Genomic DNA, 18,930 nt, shown 5'->3' with positions numbered 1-18,930 from the left:
AGGTAGTCGCATGCGTATAGGGCAAGGATTTGATGTCCACGCCTTCGGTGAGGGCGACCATATTGTCTTGGGTGGGGTGCGAATTCCACACCGGCAGGGCCTGAAAGCTCATTCCGATGGTGATGTGCTGCTGCATGCGCTTGCGGATGCGCTCCTCGGAGCGCTCGCGCTGGGTGATATCGGGCATTTTTTCCCGGACAACAGTCCTGAGTTCGCCGGGGCCAACAGCCGGCATTTACTCCGGGAAGTGGTCGAGAAGATTACCTCCGAAGGCTTCCGGGTGGTCAATGTAGACACCACCATCATTGCTCAGGCACCCAAAATGGCCCCCCACATCGAGCGCATGAAACTCAATATTGCCGAAGACTTACGTGTTGGCGCGGACCGTGTGGGCGTGAAAGCAACGACAACCGAAAAGCTTGGGTTTGCCGGACGCGGTGAAGGTATTGCCTGTCAGGCAATTTGCCTGCTTGAGCCGGCGGCCTCATGACAACGACTCAATGGCGGCTGGACTGGCCGGCGTCGCAGGGGCTCAGGCTGGCACACGCCGGATTAAAGGCGGCGCCGGAGGATTTTCAGGTCGATGAGATACTGGGATTTCCGGGTTTTCCTGAGCATGCAGAATCTGACGTTGGCCCGATGGAAGTCTCCGGCGAGGGTGAACATCTGTGTCTCAGGCTGGAAAAGCGTGGAGACAATACCGACTATGTTGCTCGGGCGTTGGCGCGAATGTCGGGGTGTCAACCCCACGATATTGGGCTCTGTGGGCTCAAGGATCGTCATGCCGTTACCCGTCAATGGTTCAGTGTGTATCGACCGGGCAAAATGGACGATGGCGCCTTCCTTGATGAGGTACGGCAGCACTGGACAGTGATTTCCGCCCACCGCTTCGCACGAAAACTCCGCCGCGGCGAACACCAGGCTAACCGGTTCTGCATCACACTGACCGATGTGGAAGGTGATCGTCTCGCCATCAATGCCGGCCTGGGTCGTATTCGCAGGGAGGGCTGTCCGAACTATTTTGGCGCTCAGCGCTTTGGTCATGACGGCAATAACCTCTTTCAGGCAGTCCGGATGAAGCCGGGGCGTCAGCGTGGCAAAAACAGTCGCGATGGCCTGTATTTTTCCGCGGCCCGCTCGTGGTTGTTCAATGAAGTACTGGCGGAACGGTTAGCGCTTGGGAACTGGTCGACGGCACTGGATGGCGAACCCTTGTCTGGCGAGGTTACGGGGCCAATGTGGGGCGACGGTGGCACCACCGCAACGGGTCAACAGGAGACGTTGGAGCGTTCGGTGGTGGAGCGCCATCCGGAGATGGCGGCCGTGTTCTCTCAAACCCGGATGAAGCCAGAGCGACGCTCGTTGGTGCTTCTACCCGTTGAGTTTGAGTGGCAGTGGGCGACACTGGACCGGCTAACCTTGTCATTTGAACTGCGGCCAGGGCAGTTCGCAACGACCGTATTGATGGACCTGTTTGAAACTGCAGACCAATCCAGGCCGTCCGGGCTCGCAGCTGAACAATAAAAAAGGCATATTAATCTTAAGTAACCTCTATCCGGTCTGTTGGGGTGAGGCAATAATAAAGAAGAAAGCCGGCTTTCATGAACGCTGGCAGGTTAGCGGAGAAACGTGTGCGTATTTTGTTATCAAATGATGATGGCGTTCATTCGCCGGGGCTAAAAGCCTTATACGAAGGCCTCCAGGGGCTGGGAGAGCTGAGTGTGGTGGCGCCTGACCGTGATCATAGCGGTGCGAGCAATTCCCTCACACTCAATCGTCCCTTGACGGTCGAAGATCACCCCAATGGGTTCCGGTCGGTTGACGGTACCCCCAGCGATTGTGTGCATCTGGCGGTGAATGGCTTGTATGAGCAAGGTTTTGACCGGGTGGTGTCAGGTATTAACACTCATGCCAACCTCGGGGATGACGTGATCTATTCCGGTACGGTCGCCGCCGCCACGGAAGGCCGCCATCTCGGGTTGCCGGCCATTGCGGTGTCGCTGGCCAATGAGGGTCGCTTTCACTATGAAACGGCTGCCCGCGTGGCGAGTATGCTCTTGCAGCACCAAGGGCCCGTTCCACTGGGCGCCCGGTGTATTCTCAATGTCAATGTGCCGGATGTCGCCTGGGACGAACTGGCCGGTTTTCGGATGACCCGCTTGGGGCATCGCGGCCGTGCCGAGGGCGCGGTGCCGATGACCTGTCCGAGAGGCAAGGCCCGCTTCTGGATTGGGGCTGCTGGGGAGGGCAGCGATGCCGGCGAAGGTACTGATTTTCATGCCGTACATCATCGCTACGTATCGATCACGCCGGTTCAGGTGGATATGACCCGTCATGAGGCACTGCCAGCTCTTCGTGAGTGGCTGGAGGGGCTGAACTGATGGTTGCAGAGCATCAGGGTATTGGCATGACATCCCGACGCACTCGGATGCGTCTGATTCAGCGCTTGCGCGAGTCCGGGATTTCGGACACTCACGTCCTGAATGCCATGGAAGAAATACCGCGTCATATATTTTTGGACGAAGCATTGTCGCACCGGGCGTATGAAGACACCGCGTTGCCGATCGGTTATAGCCAGACGCTTTCCCAACCCTATATCGTCGCCCGCATGACCGAAGTTTTGATGAGTCATCAGCCCGCCAGAGTGCTGGAGTTGGGCACAGGGTCGGGCTACCAGACGGCGATTCTGGCGAAATTATGCAAGGACGTTTACAGCGTTGAACGCATCAAAGCACTGCAAGACCGTGCCCGGGACCGGCTGCGGACGCTGGGGCTCAGGAACGTCATGCTGCGGCTTGCGGACAGAGGCATGGGATGGCCGGATAAGGGCCCATTCGATGGCATTATTGTCACCGCAGCGCCCAAAGAGTTGCCAGAGGAACTGATGATGCAGCTGGCCGAAGGCGGCGTGATGGTAATCCCAGTCGGTGAGGCGTCGCAAATGCTCACGCAGGTGGTTCGACGCGGAGAGGCGTTTGAGATAACCGACATCGAACCCGTTCGGTTTGTGCCTTTATTGGCGGGTGTCGTGCGATGAGTCACGGCGGCGCGGATAACGCCCCTGAGCCTGTTCGTCACCACCCTGTGGGGGTGTTGCTGAGGGGCATTGCGATGGGGGCGGCCGATATTGTGCCGGGCGTGTCGGGGGGCACGATTGCGTTTATCACCGGCATTTATTTTCGCTTGCTTGGCGCTATTGATTCGGTGCCATCGGCGTTTGCACGGGAGTTATGCCGAGGTCGCGTAAAGGCCTTTTGGCAAGCATCAGACGCCGGATTTTTGGTGACGCTGCTGGCGGGCGTTCTCCTCAGTGTGGTCACCCTGGCGTCAGTCATTAGCCATGCGCTAATTCAGTATCCGATTGTTTTATGGAGTTTCTTTTTTGGTTTGATTGTCGCATCCGTTTGGCATGTCGGTCGTGAGATACGGCAATTGCGGTTGCCGCTGCTGGCGCCATTGATCGTGGGTATTGCGGTGGCCTGGTGGATAACGACTTTGTCGTCCGGCCAGTTGTCGCCCTCGGTCCTGACAATATTTGGGGCCGGTGCGTTAGCGATCTGCGCGATGATACTGCCCGGCATCTCGGGGAGTTTCATATTGGTTCTCTTGGGCATGTACTCGTTTATTCTGGAGGCCATCAACGCTGCCGACCTGTCGACAATCGCGTTGTTTGGTGCGGGTTGTGTGACCGGGTTGTTATCCATTGCACGCCTGCTGACCTGGGCCATTCATCGGTTTCATGATGGCATGCTGGCCCTGTTGACGGGGTTTATGATCGGGGCGCTGAACAAGGTCTGGCCCTGGAAGCAAACGCTGGACTGGCGCCTCAACAGTGCGGGTGAGCAGGTGCCACTTGATCAAGTCAGTGTGAGCCCTAGCCAATATGCCGAGTTGACCGGAGCGGCACCGGAATTGCTGTTTGCCATATTGGCGGCGCTGCTGGGATTGGTGTTGGTGTTAGGCATTGAATGGGCGTCATCGTTGTTCGCAGCCAGGCAGCGGGTTTCTCAGAACTGAGTGAGTGCCACATCACACCTGAACTGCGACGCAGTGTTACTTTTTTGTCACGAATGATGTTCCTGGCGGTAACACTGATGGTGCAAAGGTAACTTGGAAATGCACACAAAATGTGCAATAAATTAGCAAGTTATCGTGACTATCTTAGAAAGCGCACCATTTTTAATATGAATTCGACATAAAAAAGGCGATACATATACCCGTGTTTTTGGTCAGCCAGGTGGATTTACAGGGTTTGCCCATGGCTCCGTTGTCGAAGGCGAGGGCCAAGTGTCCAATACGGCCATCGGGAATCACAAAGCGCCTTGGCCGGCTCAGTTTCGTTTTTCTTCTGATGTTGTTCGTCGCCGGCTGCAATACGACTGAAATTTTTCAGGATGACGGCTACAATCCACCCGTGTATTGGGGGCGCCATGTGGTCAAATCAGGCGAGACCCTGTACAGCATAGCCTGGCGGTACGGCCGTGATTACCGTGAACTTGGCAATGCCAATGGCATCAAGCCGCCCTATCAGGTAAAAGCAGGGCGGGTACTGCGTCTTGATCTGCGCGGCTCCGAACCGTCCGGTCGCTCCCCCTATGTTGCGTCGCAACCCTCCCAGCCCATTGCCAAGCCCACAAGAAAAGTAACGCCCGCTCGAGCCCCACGCGTAGAGAAAGCGCCGGTCCGAAGTCAGCCGCTACCCGAACAGCGTCAGACGGTATCCGGGATAGAGTGGCGCTGGCCTCACGTTGGCACCGTACTTGCAGGATTTTCGACATCGGGCAAAGTCAACAAGGGTGTTGATATTGCCGGGAATTCGGGTGATCCCATTCGAGCTGCCGCATCCGGTAATGTGGTGTATGCAGGGAATGGGTTGCTTGGTTACGGTAATCTGATCATAGTGAACCATAACGAGAATTTTCTGAGCGCTTACGCACACAATCGGAAAATTCTTGTGAATGAGGGGGAGAGTGTAAAAGCCGGTCAAACGATTGCAGAGCTTGGTAGCAGTGGGACGGATCGAAGCAAGCTACACTTTGAAATTCGACGGGATGGTAATCCTGTGGATCCGATGCCTTATCTGCCTCCGCGATAGGTTACCGGCACTGAAGCAATGAGTGACTTGGACAGCAAAACTAATAATAACAAGTCAGTCGTGAGACGACTGGCCCGAAAAACGTCCTGATAAAAGAAATTCGACATAAGAACCAGCAGGCGCTCACGATAATAAAAACCAGTGGGCTGAAAATAAAGGGTCATTGCAAGGCGGGGCTAGGAATATGTCAGCAGAAAATGAAGAGCTCATTATAGATCGTGTTTCAGACACCGAAGATTCAGACGATGACGTTGTAACGGCCGAAGCCGAGGAGAAGGACACTCCGGTTGCCGATGGTGGAGTGGAAAAACCCGAATTTCCCTCCCGTAGTGCCACCGGGCGCTATTTTGGCGCTCAAAAGCAGTTAGATGCCACTCAGCTTTACCTCAATGAAATTGGCTTCTCGCCACTCCTCACACCAGAAGAAGAAGTCTATTTTGCCCGCCTCGCCCGCAAGGGAGAGGATTCCGGCCGCAAACGCATGATTGAGAGTAACCTGCGGTTGGTGGTTAAAATTGCGCGCCGCTATGTTAACCGAGGGTTAACCCTGCTCGACCTGATTGAAGAGGGTAACCTGGGTCTGATTCGTGCGGTGGAAAAGTTCGATCCGGAACGTGGCTTCCGGTTCTCGACCTACGCTACCTGGTGGATCCGTCAGACTATTGAGCGGGCCATAATGAATCAGACCCGTACCATCCGGCTGCCGATTCATGTGGTCAAAGAATTAAATCTGTACTTGCGCGCAGCGCGGGAACTGACCCAGAAACTTGACCATGAACCGTCAGCGGAAGAGATTGCGCAGATGGTTGACAAGCCGGTCTCGGATGTAAAACGCATGCTTGGCTTGAACGAGCGGGTGGCATCGGTTGATACGCCGATCGGCGGCGGTGGTGAAAAATCTTTACTGGATACAGTGGCCGATGAAGCGGCGCAAGACCCTGCGGATCAGTTGCAGGATAACAATATGCGGAGCTGTATTGAAAACTGGATTGACCAGCTCAGTGACAAGCAGCAGGAAGTACTGTCCAGACGTTTTGGTTTGCGAGGGTACCAGACCAGTACGTTGGAAGAAGTCGGGCAGGAAATCGGCTTGACTCGCGAGCGAGTTCGTCAGATTCAAGTGGAAGCGTTACGCCGCCTGCGCGAGATTCTGGAGAAGGAAGGGCTGTCCGGAAGTATGCTTTTTAAATAATCCTGTCGCTCCTCAAAAAAACCGGTCAGTTTTGCTGACCGGTTTTTTTGTGCTTTGCCAAATGAGAACCAGGTTATATTGAGTGACTGAGTGGGCTGATAAAATCGGGTCGCTAACGTGGAACAAGGTGTCGACCGTTAGTGCAGTAAACACAACGTAATAATAACGAATCAAAAGGAATGGACGATGAACAAGGCCCTATCAACACTGTCAGCCTGCTTATTAACGGCAGCCCTCTGCGCACCTGCGTATGCTCTTACGATTGAAGGCGTCGATGTACCGGACACCCTGTCAGCCGATAGCTCAGAGCTGACGTTAAAAGGTGCGGGCACGCGCTCGAAATGGTTTATGGACCTGTATGTTGGCGGTTTGTATGTGTCCAACACCAGCGGTGACGCTCAGAAAATTATTGAAGCCGATGAGCCCCAGGCGATCACTCTGCACATTATCTCAGGCATGATCACCAGTGAGCGTATGGTCTCGGCGACCATGGAAGGCTTCGAAAACTCGACCGGCGGCAATACCGCGCCGATCAAAGCTGAAATTGACACTTTCATGAAGGTTTTCGAAGAAGAAATAAAAGAGGGTGACGTATTTGACCTGGTCTACGTCCCGGCTGCGGGCGTCAAGGTCATGAAAAATGGCAACAAACGAGGCCAGATTGCTGGCCTTGAGTTTAAAAAAGCGCTGTTCGGTATTTGGTTGTCGGAGCAGCCAGCCCAGAAGGATCTGAAAGAGAAAATGCTCGGCCAGCGTTAAGCCGGGTAAGGCTGCAGGTCTTGTCCGGCCTGCAGCCTTTACGTTGAATGCCGAGTTATTCCAGGTAGTCCCGTTTGTGCTTGAATTCACAAAGATCTTCAATGATACACGCCCCGCAGCGGGGCTTTCTGGCGGTGCAGGTGTATCGACCGTGCAAAATAAGCCAGTGATGGGCGTCCAGTAGAAATTCTTTGGGCACCAAACGCATCAGTCGCTTTTCCACTTCAAGTACATTCTTGCCGGGAGCAATGCCCGTGCGATTGGCGACTCGAAATATATGAGTGTCCACCGCCATCGCCGGTTGACCGAATGCGGTGTTCAACACCACATTAGCGGTCTTGCGCCCGACACCCGGCAAGGCTTCCAAAGCCTCCCGGGTATCCGGAACCTGGCTGCCATGATGTTCAATCAGCGCGCGACAGGTCTTGATGACATTTTCAGCCTTGCTGTTAAACAGGCCAATGGTCTTGATGTAGTCTTTCAGGCCGTCTACGCCCAACGCCAAAATGCTCTCTGGTGTGTTGGCGACTGGGTACAGCTTGGCGGTGGCTTTGTTGACGCCCACATCGGTGGCCTGAGCCGAGAGAATGACCGAAATCAGTAATTCAAATATCGAGTTGTAGGCCAGTTCTGTCGTTGGCGTTGGGTTCGCCGCGCGTAACCGTTCAAAAATTTCTATTCGTTTCTGTTTGTTCATGTCTTTACCGTCATTACGACACGTTTCCTGTTACCCGAACTCGTTTGGATCCAGTCGGCCCGGCTACGTCGGCGCGGGCCAGTTGCCGTGTTTTTATACGCTGGTCGATGCCATTCTTGATCGCAATGAGCAGGCCGAGCCCGACAAATGCGCCTGGCGGTAACACCATGAACAGCATGTCTGGATATTCCGCAATGGGCCTGACGACCCAGTCGGCGGCCGCAGGCCCCAGCAGCAGGTCCATGCCGGCGAACAGGGTGCCTTGGCCCAGCAGTTCGCGCATTGCCCCAAGCACCATCAGTACCAGCAAAAAACCAACGCCCATCATGATGCCGTCCAGAATGGCAGGTCCGGGAGCGTTCTTGGAGGCAAACGCATCGGCGCGGCCAAGGATGGCGCAATTGGTGACGATCAGCGGGATAAAAATACCGAGAATCTGGTACAGCTCGTAGGTGTAGGCTTGCATCAGCAATTCAGCGCAGGTGACATAGGAGGCAATAATCATCACAAAGGCGGGTAGCCGCACCGATTCCGACACGAAATTCCGGATCAGCGATACCGCCAGGTTGGAGCCCACCAGCACCATCAACGTAGCAAGCCCAAGGCCAATCGCATTCACCACCGTGCTGGTGACCGCCAACAAGGGGCAAAGTCCCAGTACCTGCACCAGGGCGGGATTATTGGTCCAAAGACCGTCCTTGATGATCTCAGCGTTCGTTTTTGTAGCCATTGCGTGAGGTCCGGTTATTGGTTGCTCGTATCAGACAGGAGCGTACCTTGATGGTTATCAAAATAGATCAGAGCTTTTTTGACGGCCTTGACCACCGCCCGAGGCGTAATGGTCGCTCCGGTAAATTGATCAAAGGCGCCGCCATTTTTGGCAACGGTCCATTGTTCGGGGGCGGGATCGCCCAATGAGCGGCCATCGAAAGTGCGCACCCAGCTGGATTTTCGGAGCTCGATTTTATCGCCAAGTCCGGGCGTCTCGCGATGGCTCGTCACTCGCACACCCAGTACCTGGGTGTCGTGCCCAATGCCCACTAACAAGCGAATGTTGCCAGAGTATCCGTCTGGGGCCATGACCGGCAGGATAACACCTACCGGTTGGTCATTCTGGCGAGCGACCCAGCCGTGGCCAATATCACCGGTGCCCAATAGTGGCGACGGTGGCAAGGTCACGGTATCAGAGAGCAGGTCATTGTCGTGTTGCCGCTCAGGAATGATGTCGAACAATGCTGCCGCTTCCGCTTTGCGGGTCTGTTCGGCGATTCGCTCGGCTGTTACCGCCTGAGTCACGGCAATGATGCCCGCAGTGATAATTGCAAACAGCCCCAGTCCCAGAGCGTTTCGAATGATTGAGCGTTTAATAGCCACCGTGATTACCCCGACGCCTTGGTTGCAATCCCGCGCCGGGCCTTGCGGTGGCCGTAGGTTCGTGGCGGGGTGTAGTGATCGATGAAAGGCACCGCAAAATTCATCAGCAGAACCGCGAAAGCAACGGCGTCCGGGTAACTGCCCCAAGTACGGATGACATAGAGCAGAACGCCGATGCCGGCGCCATAAATCAGCTTGCCCAGAGGGCTGGTCGCCGCCGATACCGGATCGGTGGCGATAAAGAAGGCCCCCAGCATGGTCGCCCCCGCCAACAGATGCAGTGTCAGTGGGGCATGAAGGTCTTCGTTGCTGCCGAAGGCCAGGCTCATGATACCGAGTGCTGCCAGAACACTGGCTGGAATGTGCCAGGTGATGATCCGGAGCGCAATCAGGCCGATACCGCCGGCCAAAAACGCGGCGTTCACCCACTCCCAGCCCTTCGCCACGCCTTCACCAAACGTCGGGTGTTGTCTGACTTCTTCGGCGATCAGGCTGCCTATGTCGTGCTTATAGACGTCCAGAGGCGTCGCCATGGTGTAGGCATCGATGACCGAGTGTTGACCGTGCAGGATAAGGCCCAGCGTTTCGGTAAAACCGGGTGCGCTGTGCCACAGACCGGCCGGTGCCGCCCAGGTGGTCGTCATGGCCACAGGAAACGAGACCAGCACCAGGGCATAGCCCACCATGGCCGGGTTAAAAGGGTTGGAGCCAAGGCCACCATAAAGTTGCTTGGCCATAACAATCGCGGCGAATACCGCTACCAATGACACCCACCAAGGGGTTAACGGGGGCAATGCAAGGCCCAGCAGCAGTCCGGTGACAGCCGCGGTGTTATCCGATAGGCAGAACGCCAGCGGTCGCTGCCTGAGCTTCAGCACTGCAGCCTCGGCGACGATGGCGAGGGCGACACACCAGATCACGTTGATCAGATTGCCCCAGCCAAAAAACACGGTCTGAACGGCAAGGCCGGGGAGGGTGGCCAGTATGACCCAAAGCATGACCCGGGAGGTTGAGCGGGCGGACCGGGTGTGTGGCGAAGATTGCTGTCGTAGGGTCATGGTTGTTCCGTGGTGTCCGTTGCCGGTGGCTGAGCGGCTTTGACTGCGTCCTCAGCCCGTTTGACACGCTCTATATTTTTTGTGACTGCCCGTTCCAGTTTATCGACGTTGTCAGCGTCCGCCGTTCGGGCATCGGCGAGCATCGTTTTCATGGTTGCCAGTTTTTCACGGGCCTGGTCCCGTTGTTGCTCCAGAACCTGCAAGTCGGGCGTTTCGCTGCCATCGACCGTCGCGGCAGGGAACTTGGCTTTGACTTGCTCACTTTTTCGGGCCAGTGCCTGCTGCACCGCGACAGCGCGCGCAGCCCGGTCGTCTGACGGTGCCGATTGCGCCGCCTGTTTTTTCTGAAGCTGGCTTTCGGCAGCCGCACGGGCGCGCTCCTGCCGGCGGGCCTCCTTCTCAGCTTGCTCGCGTTCCAGGCGCGCCTGACGAGCTTCAAATCGCACCCGTGCGCGATCGGCCTTAAGGTGCTCCGCGCGCTGGGTACGAATTTCGCCCTTGGCGAAGCGGTAGTACTGAACCAGAGGGATGCTGCTCGGGCAAACATAGGAGCAGGCACCACATTCAATGCAATCGAACAGATTCTGATGCTCCGCTTTTTCAAATTCTTGCGCTTTGCTGTACCAAAACAGTTGCTGCGGCAGCAACGCCATGGGGCAGGCTTCCGCACAGGCGCCACAGCGTATGCAGGGTTGCTCCGGGGGTGGCTCTGGCAATTCACCCCTGGCCGCGGCGATGATGCAGTTGGTGGTCTTTACGATTGGAATGTCGGTACTTTGCAGGGTGTACCCCATCATCGGCCCGCCCAGCACCAGGCGCTCCAGTCGCTGCGCGTCCACCCCGGCCTGGTCGAGCAGATAGCGCACCGGGGTGCCCAGCCGCACCGCGTAATTCCCTGGATTGCTGACGGCCTCGCCGGTCACCGAGGTGATGCGGGATATCAGCGGCTCGCCGTGAACAACGGCGCGGCAAACGGCCACGGCGGTGCCGACGTTCTGGCACATCACGCCAATATCTGCAGGGATGCCATTGTGGGGCACTTCGAGGCCGGTCAGAATCTGGATCAGCTGTTTTTCACCGCCGGAAGGGTATTTGGTCGGAATCACCACCACATCAATCAATGTGTCTTTGGCGGCCGCCTGAAGCGCCGCTATCGCCTCCGGTTTGTTGTCTTCAACCCCGATGACGCAGCGTTCGGGTTGCAGCAACCAGGCCATGATGTTCAGACCCGATACAACATCGGCTGCGTGCTCGCGCATCAACATATCGTCGGCGGTGATGTAGGGCTCGCACTCCGCGCCGTTCAGGATCAGTGTATCGACTTTGTCCCGACGCGGCGGGCGCAGTTTGATATTGGTTGGGAACCCCGCCCCGCCCAGTCCGACAACGCCGGCGTCACGAATTCTGCCAAGTACGGCGGTGCGCTCGTGGCGGGTATAATTGATTAACGGCAGTCGCTCGCCCCAGCAGTCCTCGCCGTCCGGTTTCAGGGTGATGCACCAGTCCACCATGCCAGAGGGGTGCGGCACAGGATGTTTCGATACCGATTCGATGGTGCCGGACGTGGGCGCGTGCACCGGCACGCCCATGGTGCCGATGGCCCCAGCCAGGCAATCGCCCTTGAGCACCCTGTCGCCCGCCGCCACCTGGGTCTCCGCAGGCGAGCCTATGTGCTGTTGCAGCGGCAGAATGAGGATGTCCGGCAGCCCGGCCGGTTGAATGGGGCGAGTGGTTGATTGATGTTTATGCTCGGGTGGGTGTATACCACCGGAGAAATCCCAAAGCTTGCGCATTACGCATGGGCTCCCTGACGATCGGTGGTTATGATGGACTGACCCGGTGGGCTCCAGGTCCAGTTCCGAATGTCCGGCTCCAGGGTCACCATATCAATGCAATCTACCGGGCAGGGCTCAACACAGAGGTCGCAACCGGTGCACTCGCTTTCGATTACCGTGTGCATATGTTTGGCGGCGCCAAGAATGGCATCGACTGGGCAGGCCTGGATGCATTTGGTGCAACCGATGCACTCGTCTTCGCGAATGACCGCGACCCGCTTGTCCTGCTCCACCCCATGCTCGGCATCCAGTGGCTGGGGTTCAATGTCCAGCAGGTCGGCCAGCGCCTTGATGGTGCCTTCGCCACCCGGTGGGCATTTATTGATGGCATCACCCTGGGCGATGGATTCGGCGTACGGTCGGCAGCCCGGAAAGCCACACTGACCGCATTGGGTTTGTGGCAACAGAGAGTCGATCTGCTCAACCAATGGGTTGCCTTCAACCCGGAATCGCTCGGCGGCATAGCCCAGGATGCCGCCGAAGATGAGCGCCATGGTGAGCAGAACGGCCACCGCAATGAGAATGTTCATCCACATGAGGCTATCACTCCCTTACACGCTGACCAGGCCGGTGAAACCCAGGAACGCGAGTGACATCAACCCCGCGGTAATCAGGCCAATGGAGGCGCCGCGAAACACCACTGGGACGTCGGATACCGCGATGCGCTCCCGCATGGCAGCAAACATCACCAGCACCAGTGAGAAGCCGCCAGCCGCCCCCAGACCATAGAGCACGGACTCCACAAAATTGTTGTGACGGTTGAGATTGAGCAGTGCCACCCCCAGCACCGCGCAGTTGGTTGTAATCAAGGGCAGAAAAATTCCGAGTACCCGATAGAGCAGCGGACTGGTTTTGCGGACCACCATTTCGGTGAACTGAACCACCACCGCTATCACGAGAATAAAGGTAATGGTTTTGAGAAACTCCAGGCCCAAAGGTTCCAGCAGGTAGGTGTAAGCGAGGTAACTGCAAACCGAGGCCAGAGTGAGGACAAACGTGGTCGCGAGCGACATGCCCATGGCAGTCTCCAGTTTCCCGGATACCCCCATGAAGGGGCACAAGCCGAGAAACTGGACCAGCACAAAGTTATTGACCAGGATAGTGCTGACCAGAATAAGCAGGTATTCAGACATAATCGCTCGCTGTTGCCCGCGCTACATAATCCGCATGCCGGGAGTTGCCCCGGAATCTGGCGACAGGATAAAAATGTCCTTGCCGCCGGGACCCGCCGCTAACACCATCCCTTCCGACAGTCCAAACTTCATCTTACGCGGTTTCAGGTTCGCAACCATCACTGTCAGGCGGCCTTGCAATTGCTCCGGCGTGTAAGCGGACTTGATGCCGGCAAAGACATTGCGCTCACCTTCACCAATGTTCAGTGTCAAGCGCAACAGTTTGTCCGCGCCTTCCACATGCTCCGCTTTTACTATTTCGGCGACCCGGAGGTCGACTTTGGCAAAGTCACTAAATTCGATTTCATCGGCAATAGGGTCGGCATGGGTTTCAACGGGCTTGTCACCCACCGCAGCGGGCATCTCGTCCCTGGAGGCCTCGAGCATCTGGTCGATCTGTGGCATCTCGACCCGGCTCATCAACGGGCTGAATTTCTGGATGCTGTGGTTTTCCAATCGAGTGGCGCGATTATTCCAGTCGAGTGATGCGTTCAGAAACGCTTCTGACGCTTCAGCCGTTTTGGGCAGCACCGGTGCCAGGTAGGTCATCAGAAGATGAAACATGTTCAGGGCATTGGTGCAGATCGCCTGGAGCTTGTCGTCCTGGCCTTCCTGCTTGGCGATCACCCAGGGCTGCTCGTCGTTGACATACTGGTTGGCGGTATCCGCCAGCTCCATGATGCGCCGCATGGCACGCCCGAATTCTCGGGTCTCGTAGAGTTCAGCGATCTCATCGCCGGCCGCAACAAAGGTTTTCATCAGTTCGTTTTCGGTGACGTGGCTCAACTGGCCGTCAAAACGTTTGGTGATAAACCCGGCACTGCGGCTCGCAATGTTGACGACCTTGCCGACCAGGTCTGAATTCACGCGAAAGGCGAAATCCTCCAGGTTCAGGTCCATGTCGTCGACGCCGCCGGTGAGCTTGGCCGCAAAGTAGTAGCGCAGATACTCTGGATTCAAATGGTCGAGGTAGGTCCTTGCCATGATGAACGTGCCCCGGGACTTGGACATTTTCTTGCCGTTGACGGTGACAAACCCGTGGGCATAAATGGCACTGGGTGTCCGGTATCCGGCGCTGTGGAGCATGGAGGGCCAGAACAGGGCATGGAAGTTAATGATGTCCTTGCCGATAAAGTGGTAGACCTCGGCAGTGGAATCAGGTTTCCAGAAATGATGAAAGTCGATGCCTTCTCGGTCACACAGATTTTTAAAACTGGCCAGGTACCCGATCGGGGCGTCCAGCCAGACATAAAAGTACTTGCCCGGCGCATCGGGGATTTCGAAACCGAAGTAGGGCGCATCGCGGCTGATATCCCACTCCTGGAGCCCGGCATCGAGCCATTCTGCCAACTTGTTGGCCACCTGGGGCTGCAGGGTGCCGCTGCGTGTCCAGGCTTTCAGGAAGTCGGAAAACTCAGGCAGCCGGAAGAAGTAGTGCTCGGACTCTTTTTCAATCGGGGTCGCACCGGACACAGCCGAGCGGGGGTTGATCAGCTCTGCTGGGGTGTAAGTCGCACCGCAGGCCTCGCAATTGTCACCGTATTGGTCTTCCGTTTTGCACTTGGGGCACGTGCCCTTGATAAAACGATCGGCGAGAAACATATTCTTCTCGGGGTCGAACGCCTGCGTGATCTTGCGGGTCGCAATATGACCGTTTTCCTGCAGCTGCTTATAGATGTAGCTGGAGAACGTGCGGTTTTCTTCGGAATGCGTGGTGTAGTAGTTGTCAAAGCGGATATGAAACCCGCTGAAGTCTTCCTGGTGCTCCTGGTTGATACGGGCAATCAGCTCTTCGGAGGAGATGCCTTCTCGCTCTGCCCGTAGCATAATGGCAGTACCATGAGCATCGTCGGCACACACATAGTGGCAGTTGTGGCCTCGCAGCTTCTGATAACGCACCCAGATGTCGGTCTGAATGTATTCCAGCAGGTGTCCGAGATGAATTGGCCCGTTGGCATAGGGCAGGGCGCTGGTCACCAGGATATCGCGTTGTTTCAGTGAGCTCGCATGCGTCATGTTAATGTCCGAACCTTGATCATGGATGGTTATGGCCAGAAGCGGGCACAGATGATACCTTCCAGACGCATTTTTTTCATCCGGCCAGCCCGATTTTCGTGACCGTAAATGGTTTTTTTACCTGTGTGGAGAGTTCCATGACGCCAATTTCCCAGCAAGCCCTCGAAATGGCGGTACGTCAGTACCGTGATCCCTACCTTGAGCAGGACCTCTATGAGATGGGGGCGGTTAAGTCTCTGGCTTCAGACGGGGAGGGGCGGGTGACGTTGTCGGTTGAGCTGGGATACGCCTCCCAGGGCATTGCCGGCGCGCTCAAGGAACTCGTTCGGAACGCGCTTGAGGATGTGGACGGTGTGACTGACGTAGTCGTTGATGTCCGTCAGCATATTCGTGCCCATCAGGCTCAGAACAATCTGCAATCAATCGCCGGGGTGAAGAATATTATTGCCGTTGCCTCTGGCAAAGGTGGCGTTGGCAAATCGACCACGGCCGTCAACCTGGCGTTGGCGCTGAGTCAGGAAGGGGCCCGTGTGGGCATCCTGGACGCGGATATCTACGGCCCGAGTGTCGGCATGATGTTGGGGATTCCGGAAGGCCAGCGCCCGGATACCCAAGAGGACAAATACTTTATACCCGTACCCGCCCACGGCATTTACGCCATGTCGATGGCGTTTCTGGTGACGGACAAAACCCCCATGGTCTGGCGCGGCCCTATGGTGAGCGGTGCCGTGCAGCAATTGCTGACACAGACTCTCTGGCATGAGCTCGATTATCTGATTGTGGATATGCCACCGGGCACGGGTGATATACAGCTGACGTTGGCGCAAAAAGTGCCTGTCACCGGCGCGGTCATTGTGACCACGCCACAGGACATTGCCTTGCTGGATTGCAAAAAGGGCATAGAAATGTTCCGCAAAGTGGAGATACCGGTGCTGGGCGTGGTCGAAAATATGAGCGTCCACATCTGCAGCCATTGCGGTCATGAGGAACACCTCTTTGGCGAAGGCGGCGGTGGGCGCGTGGCGGAAGCCTACGACACCACGTTGCTGGGCCAGTTGCCCCTGCATATGACGATTCGGGAGCAGACCGACAGTGGAACCCCCTCCGTCGTGGCGGAGCCGGACTCGGAAGTAGCAAGACGCTACCGGGATATTGCCCGACGAGTGGGCGCAACCTTGTCCCAGCGTGCCCGCAATTTCAGTTCCCCCATTCCCAGTGTTTCGATGAGTGACGACTGAGGCAGTCGTGTCCTGATGGTCTGAAAGCCACAGACGGCGCCAGTCTGCGGCCGCTGGCTGGCTGTCAACATGATCCCCGGGCACCGGACGCGAGAGTTAGTAATGACCCGCCTCGCGGGTGCCTGGATTGCGTGCTGTGTGGCAAGCGGGCTAGCTGACCATCGCTGCAGTCTCGGCTCGCTCCACCAGGGATGCCAGCGCGGTGTCCATCAGTTCTGCAAAATGCTCGATGTCGGGCACGCTCTCGTAATTGGCCGTCAGTCCGAAGTCCAGGTTGCCGCAATAGCTCATGAACGTGATGTTAAAAGAAGCGCCATGAAACGGGATGCTGACCGGGTAGTGTGCAAGGACTTTCAGACCACCAAAATACAGCGGCACGGTGGGACCTGGCACATTGGAAATGACGACATTGAACGCTGGCGTGTGGTAGTTCTGAATGGCGAAGTTTTCGTACAGGCGGGCAGCCTGAGCCATTAGGGCCGGAGCCGGTAGCTGGGCCCAGTCGCCCATCAGATTGGCCGGTACCGCGCGCATGCGCTCCTTGGCAATGGCCATTTCCCGGCTGATTTTCTGCAGCCTGACAACGGGGTCCGCCTCGTCGGTGTGCAGCGTTGCCCGTAGAAAGGTCACCTGATTGCCGGCAGCGCCTTTTTGCTCATCGGTGCGTGTTGACATGGGTATGCCCGCAACCAGCGGTTTTTCAGGTAACTCGGCTTTTTCATCCAGATACGTTCTCAAAGCCGCTCCGCATACCGCCATCACGACATCGTTGACGGTGGTGCCGAAGGCATTCTTGACGGTTTTGACCCGATCAAGCGCCAGGGAACCAAATGCAAATGATCGCCGGGCGGAAATCTTACAGTTAAACCGCGTGCGTGGCGCCAATGTAACGAGGTCGGTGAACTTTCCGGACAGTTTGCGTTGCTGCCACAAGGCATGGCCAGAGGAAACAAGGAATGGCCAGGTGTCGCGGATCAGGCGTACGGCTTTTCCAGGCCGCCGGGCTAACGATTTTGTTGTCAGGCCGGCAAGTTTGGCAAGCGAAGGAATAGCATCCGGCCGCCAGCGGGTATCCGGTTCTGTGACAGAGGCGGGTTGGGGCTTCAGGTCGAGTAAATTTCCGAGAATTTCGGCGCCGGAAATGCCATCAATGGCGGCGTGGTGCATCTTGGTAATGACGGCAACCCGGCCATCCTGAAGGCCTTCAACGAAGTTTATTTGCCACAATGGCAGATTTCTATCCAGCCGGGTACTGGCGAGTTCGCACACCAGGTCGGTGAGTTTGCCATTGTCGCCCGGACTTGGCAGGGCACGATGCTTGATATGGTGCACCAGATCGAAATCCGGGTCTTCGATCCAGTAGGGGTGGTCCAGACCCAGTGGTGAACTGACCAGTCGTCGTCTCAGTGGGGGGATCAGGTCAAGGCGGCTTTCAATATGTCTGAATATCTGCCCAAAACCACCGTCTTCCGGTTTGGGGGTAGGTGGCTCCAAAATGACCAGTCCACCCACGTGCATGGGGCACGCATTGCTTTCAATATTCAGGAATGTTGTGTCAAGACCGCTCAGTTGCTGCATCAAACCTGTCCTTCTACTGCGTTGCGGGACTCGCCGTCTCGCCAGGGGTTGCGATAGAGCCAGCGTCGGACCCCACGGGGCGAAAAGGGGGCCCAGCTGTGTTCCGGCTGAGCCAGGCGGTCAGCGATGGCGTAGAGTGATAACGCATTGTGGCCGAGGCCTACGTGGCTGCCCACCACCTCAATGCTCTCAACCTTGGGCCCCGGCTTCTCGGCACAGGATTGCCAGGCCACAATGCCATCGCTGCGGCTGAAGATGGCGGTGGTGGGCACTGGCGGGGTAACCGAAAACCGCGGGTCGGCGTCATCTTGAACCTTGTTGCGACTCAAAATTTCGTAGATGCGCCAAACGTTGGAGGCCTTGGAGGGCCCCTTGAAGGGGCTGCCCAGGGTAACCACACACCGGACATCATGCGGGGCGAGCTTGGCCAGTTCGCGGGCATAGATGCCGCCCAAACTCCAGCCCACCAGGCTCACCGTCGCACCGTGTTTTTGCCGGATCCACGACAACCGGCTTAGCAGTGGGTCCATCAACTCCTCAGAACCATAGTTGCGGCCCTGGTCCCAGCCATAAACTCGGTAGCCCTTATTGGCAAGCACCGTACGCAGAGTGATCGTGGACAAATCGCTCGCCGCCATGCCAGGAAAAACCATCACGGGATGACCGTCGCCCCGTGGGGCCGCCAGTATCAGTGGAAGGCCCAGCGGGAGTAAGCCAAACTCCGTCATCGATCGGCTGGGTTCTGTGATAAACAGGGCTTTGGAAGGTGCTCGTACGTTATTTGGCATCACCATCGGAATCCTTTTAGAAAAAGGCACTGTCTGACTGCTCGGATTGCGACGCCGGCGGATGTTCATCGCCATTGTCGCCCGTAAAAACAGGCGCCTGATGTTGTCAGTCTAGACCAGAACGCCAG

General features: G+C 56.8%; 19 protein-coding genes. 9 read left to right on the top strand and 10 right to left on the bottom strand.

What is annotated here, in order from left to right:
* Positions 1 to 10: 10 nt before the first annotated feature.
* The 8 genes from ispF (at position 11) to GRX64_RS06535 (ending at position 7,046) form a co-directional block, all read left to right on the top strand.
* Positions 11 to 490, top strand: coding sequence for a 2-C-methyl-D-erythritol 2,4-cyclodiphosphate synthase (ispF, locus tag GRX64_RS06570; protein ID WP_166264958.1), 480 nt, complete (start codon positions 11 to 13; stop codon positions 488 to 490).
* On the top strand, positions 487 to 1,524 hold the full coding sequence (truD, locus tag GRX64_RS06565) for a tRNA pseudouridine(13) synthase TruD (RefSeq protein ID WP_166264955.1): 1,038 nt from the start codon (positions 487 to 489) through the stop codon (positions 1,522 to 1,524). Before ispF ends, truD begins: the two co-directional genes overlap by 4 nt.
* Positions 1,525 to 1,631: 107 nt before the next feature.
* Positions 1,632 to 2,381 (top strand): 5'/3'-nucleotidase SurE, encoded by a 750-nt coding sequence (gene surE, locus GRX64_RS06560; protein WP_166264952.1) that lies wholly within the window; start codon positions 1,632 to 1,634, stop codon positions 2,379 to 2,381.
* A complete protein-coding gene (locus tag GRX64_RS06555; protein WP_166264949.1) occupies positions 2,381 to 3,037 on the top strand; it encodes a protein-L-isoaspartate(D-aspartate) O-methyltransferase in 657 nt (218 codons plus the stop codon). The genes surE and GRX64_RS06555 overlap by 1 nt, the downstream gene beginning before the upstream one ends.
* Before the next feature lie 74 nt (positions 3,038 to 3,111).
* Positions 3,112 to 4,017 (top strand): DUF368 domain-containing protein, encoded by a 906-nt coding sequence (locus tag GRX64_RS06550; RefSeq protein ID WP_166265046.1) that lies wholly within the window; start codon positions 3,112 to 3,114, stop codon positions 4,015 to 4,017.
* A gap of 334 nt (positions 4,018 to 4,351) precedes the next feature.
* Complete coding sequence (locus tag GRX64_RS06545; protein ID WP_427901647.1) at positions 4,352 to 5,095, top strand: peptidoglycan DD-metalloendopeptidase family protein; 744 nt, start codon at positions 4,352 to 4,354, stop codon at positions 5,093 to 5,095.
* Positions 5,096 to 5,279: 184 nt separating this feature from the next.
* Positions 5,280 to 6,287, top strand: a complete 1,008-nt coding sequence (gene rpoS, locus GRX64_RS06540; protein WP_166264943.1) for an RNA polymerase sigma factor RpoS — start codon at positions 5,280 to 5,282, stop codon at positions 6,285 to 6,287.
* Between the two features lie 186 nt (positions 6,288 to 6,473).
* On the top strand, positions 6,474 to 7,046 hold the full coding sequence (locus GRX64_RS06535; RefSeq protein ID WP_166264940.1) for a chalcone isomerase family protein: 573 nt from the start codon (positions 6,474 to 6,476) through the stop codon (positions 7,044 to 7,046).
* Between the two features lie 55 nt (positions 7,047 to 7,101).
* Here the strand turns inward: GRX64_RS06535 and nth are convergent, their stop codons facing one another.
* Genes nth through metG form a run of 8 tightly spaced genes read right to left on the bottom strand, consistent with a single transcriptional unit; the run spans position 7,102 to position 15,198 of the window.
* Entirely contained in the window at positions 7,102 to 7,743 is a 642-nt protein-coding gene (gene nth, locus GRX64_RS06530) for an endonuclease III (protein WP_166264937.1), read from the bottom strand.
* 13 nt (positions 7,744 to 7,756) lie between these two features.
* On the bottom strand, positions 7,757 to 8,473 hold the full coding sequence (locus GRX64_RS06525) for an electron transport complex subunit E (RefSeq protein WP_166264934.1): 717 nt from the start codon (positions 8,471 to 8,473) through the stop codon (positions 7,757 to 7,759).
* Positions 8,474 to 8,487: 14 nt separating this feature from the next.
* Positions 8,488 to 9,117: an electron transport complex subunit RsxG gene (gene rsxG, locus GRX64_RS06520; RefSeq protein ID WP_166264931.1), complete on the bottom strand. Its 630-nt coding sequence runs from the start codon at positions 9,115 to 9,117 to the stop codon at positions 8,488 to 8,490.
* A gap of 5 nt (positions 9,118 to 9,122) precedes the next feature.
* Entirely contained in the window at positions 9,123 to 10,175 is a 1,053-nt protein-coding gene (gene rsxD, locus GRX64_RS06515) for an electron transport complex subunit RsxD (RefSeq protein WP_166264928.1), read from the bottom strand.
* Positions 10,172 to 11,968 (bottom strand): electron transport complex subunit RsxC, encoded by a 1,797-nt coding sequence (gene rsxC / locus GRX64_RS06510; protein WP_166264925.1) that lies wholly within the window; start codon positions 11,966 to 11,968, stop codon positions 10,172 to 10,174. The genes rsxD and rsxC overlap by 4 nt, the downstream gene beginning before the upstream one ends.
* Complete coding sequence (gene rsxB / locus GRX64_RS06505; protein WP_166264923.1) at positions 11,968 to 12,546, bottom strand: electron transport complex subunit RsxB; 579 nt, start codon at positions 12,544 to 12,546, stop codon at positions 11,968 to 11,970. Before rsxB ends, rsxC begins: the two co-directional genes overlap by 1 nt.
* A gap of 15 nt (positions 12,547 to 12,561) precedes the next feature.
* Complete coding sequence (gene rsxA, locus GRX64_RS06500) at positions 12,562 to 13,143, bottom strand: electron transport complex subunit RsxA (RefSeq protein WP_166264920.1); 582 nt, start codon at positions 13,141 to 13,143, stop codon at positions 12,562 to 12,564.
* 21 nt (positions 13,144 to 13,164) lie between these two features.
* Complete coding sequence (gene metG / locus GRX64_RS06495) at positions 13,165 to 15,198, bottom strand: methionine--tRNA ligase (protein ID WP_166264917.1); 2,034 nt, start codon at positions 15,196 to 15,198, stop codon at positions 13,165 to 13,167.
* A 137-nt stretch (positions 15,199 to 15,335) separates the two neighbouring features.
* On the opposite strand from metG, the gene apbC reads away from it, so the two are divergent.
* Positions 15,336 to 16,436: an iron-sulfur cluster carrier protein ApbC gene (gene apbC / locus GRX64_RS06490; protein ID WP_166264914.1), complete on the top strand. Its 1,101-nt coding sequence runs from the start codon at positions 15,336 to 15,338 to the stop codon at positions 16,434 to 16,436.
* Between the two features lie 150 nt (positions 16,437 to 16,586).
* Here apbC and GRX64_RS06485 read toward each other — a convergent pair whose 3' ends face one another.
* The gene (locus GRX64_RS06485; RefSeq protein ID WP_166264911.1) at positions 16,587 to 18,014 is read right to left on the bottom strand and encodes a WS/DGAT/MGAT family O-acyltransferase; all 1,428 of its coding nucleotides are present in this window, start codon (positions 18,012 to 18,014) and stop codon (positions 16,587 to 16,589) included.
* Positions 18,014 to 18,802, bottom strand: a complete 789-nt coding sequence (locus tag GRX64_RS06480; protein ID WP_235937545.1) for an esterase/lipase family protein — start codon at positions 18,800 to 18,802, stop codon at positions 18,014 to 18,016. The genes GRX64_RS06485 and GRX64_RS06480 overlap by 1 nt, the downstream gene beginning before the upstream one ends.
* Between the last annotated feature and the right edge of the window lie 128 nt (positions 18,803 to 18,930).

Source organism: Marinobacter caseinilyticus, from assembly GCF_011074955.1.
Taxonomy (GTDB): domain Bacteria; phylum Pseudomonadota; class Gammaproteobacteria; order Pseudomonadales; family Oleiphilaceae; genus Marinobacter; species Marinobacter caseinilyticus.
This window is presented reverse-complemented; position numbering and strand designations above follow the sequence as displayed.

Excerpts from the sequence above, each read along its gene's own strand:
- ispF (WP_166264958.1), top strand. The coding sequence starts at position 11 with ATGCGTATAGGGCAAGGATTTGATGTCCACGCCTTCGGTGAGGGCGAC.
- truD (WP_166264955.1), top strand. The coding sequence starts at position 487 with ATGACAACGACTCAATGGCGGCTGGACTGGCCGGCGTCGCAGGGGCTC.
- GRX64_RS06555 (WP_166264949.1), top strand. The coding sequence starts at position 2,381 with ATGGTTGCAGAGCATCAGGGTATTGGCATGACATCCCGACGCACTCGG.
- GRX64_RS06550 (WP_166265046.1), top strand. The coding sequence starts at position 3,112 with ATGGGGGCGGCCGATATTGTGCCGGGCGTGTCGGGGGGCACGATTGCG.
- GRX64_RS06545 (WP_427901647.1), top strand. The coding sequence starts at position 4,352 with ATGTTGTTCGTCGCCGGCTGCAATACGACTGAAATTTTTCAGGATGAC.
- rpoS (WP_166264943.1), top strand. The coding sequence starts at position 5,280 with ATGTCAGCAGAAAATGAAGAGCTCATTATAGATCGTGTTTCAGACACC.
- GRX64_RS06535 (WP_166264940.1), top strand. The coding sequence starts at position 6,474 with ATGAACAAGGCCCTATCAACACTGTCAGCCTGCTTATTAACGGCAGCC.
- nth (WP_166264937.1), bottom strand. The coding sequence starts at position 7,743 with ATGAACAAACAGAAACGAATAGAAATTTTTGAACGGTTACGCGCGGCG.
- GRX64_RS06525 (WP_166264934.1), bottom strand. The coding sequence starts at position 8,473 with ATGGCTACAAAAACGAACGCTGAGATCATCAAGGACGGTCTTTGGACC.
- rsxD (WP_166264928.1), bottom strand. The coding sequence starts at position 10,175 with ATGACCCTACGACAGCAATCTTCGCCACACACCCGGTCCGCCCGCTCA.
- rsxC (WP_166264925.1), bottom strand. The coding sequence starts at position 11,968 with ATGCGCAAGCTTTGGGATTTCTCCGGTGGTATACACCCACCCGAGCAT.
- rsxB (WP_166264923.1), bottom strand. The coding sequence starts at position 12,546 with ATGTGGATGAACATTCTCATTGCGGTGGCCGTTCTGCTCACCATGGCG.
- rsxA (WP_166264920.1), bottom strand. The coding sequence starts at position 13,143 with ATGTCTGAATACCTGCTTATTCTGGTCAGCACTATCCTGGTCAATAAC.
- metG (WP_166264917.1), bottom strand. The coding sequence starts at position 15,198 with ATGACGCATGCGAGCTCACTGAAACAACGCGATATCCTGGTGACCAGC.
- apbC (WP_166264914.1), top strand. The coding sequence starts at position 15,336 with ATGACGCCAATTTCCCAGCAAGCCCTCGAAATGGCGGTACGTCAGTAC.
- GRX64_RS06485 (WP_166264911.1), bottom strand. The coding sequence starts at position 18,014 with ATGCAGCAACTGAGCGGTCTTGACACAACATTCCTGAATATTGAAAGC.
- GRX64_RS06480 (WP_235937545.1), bottom strand. The coding sequence starts at position 18,802 with ATGCCAAATAACGTACGAGCACCTTCCAAAGCCCTGTTTATCACAGAA.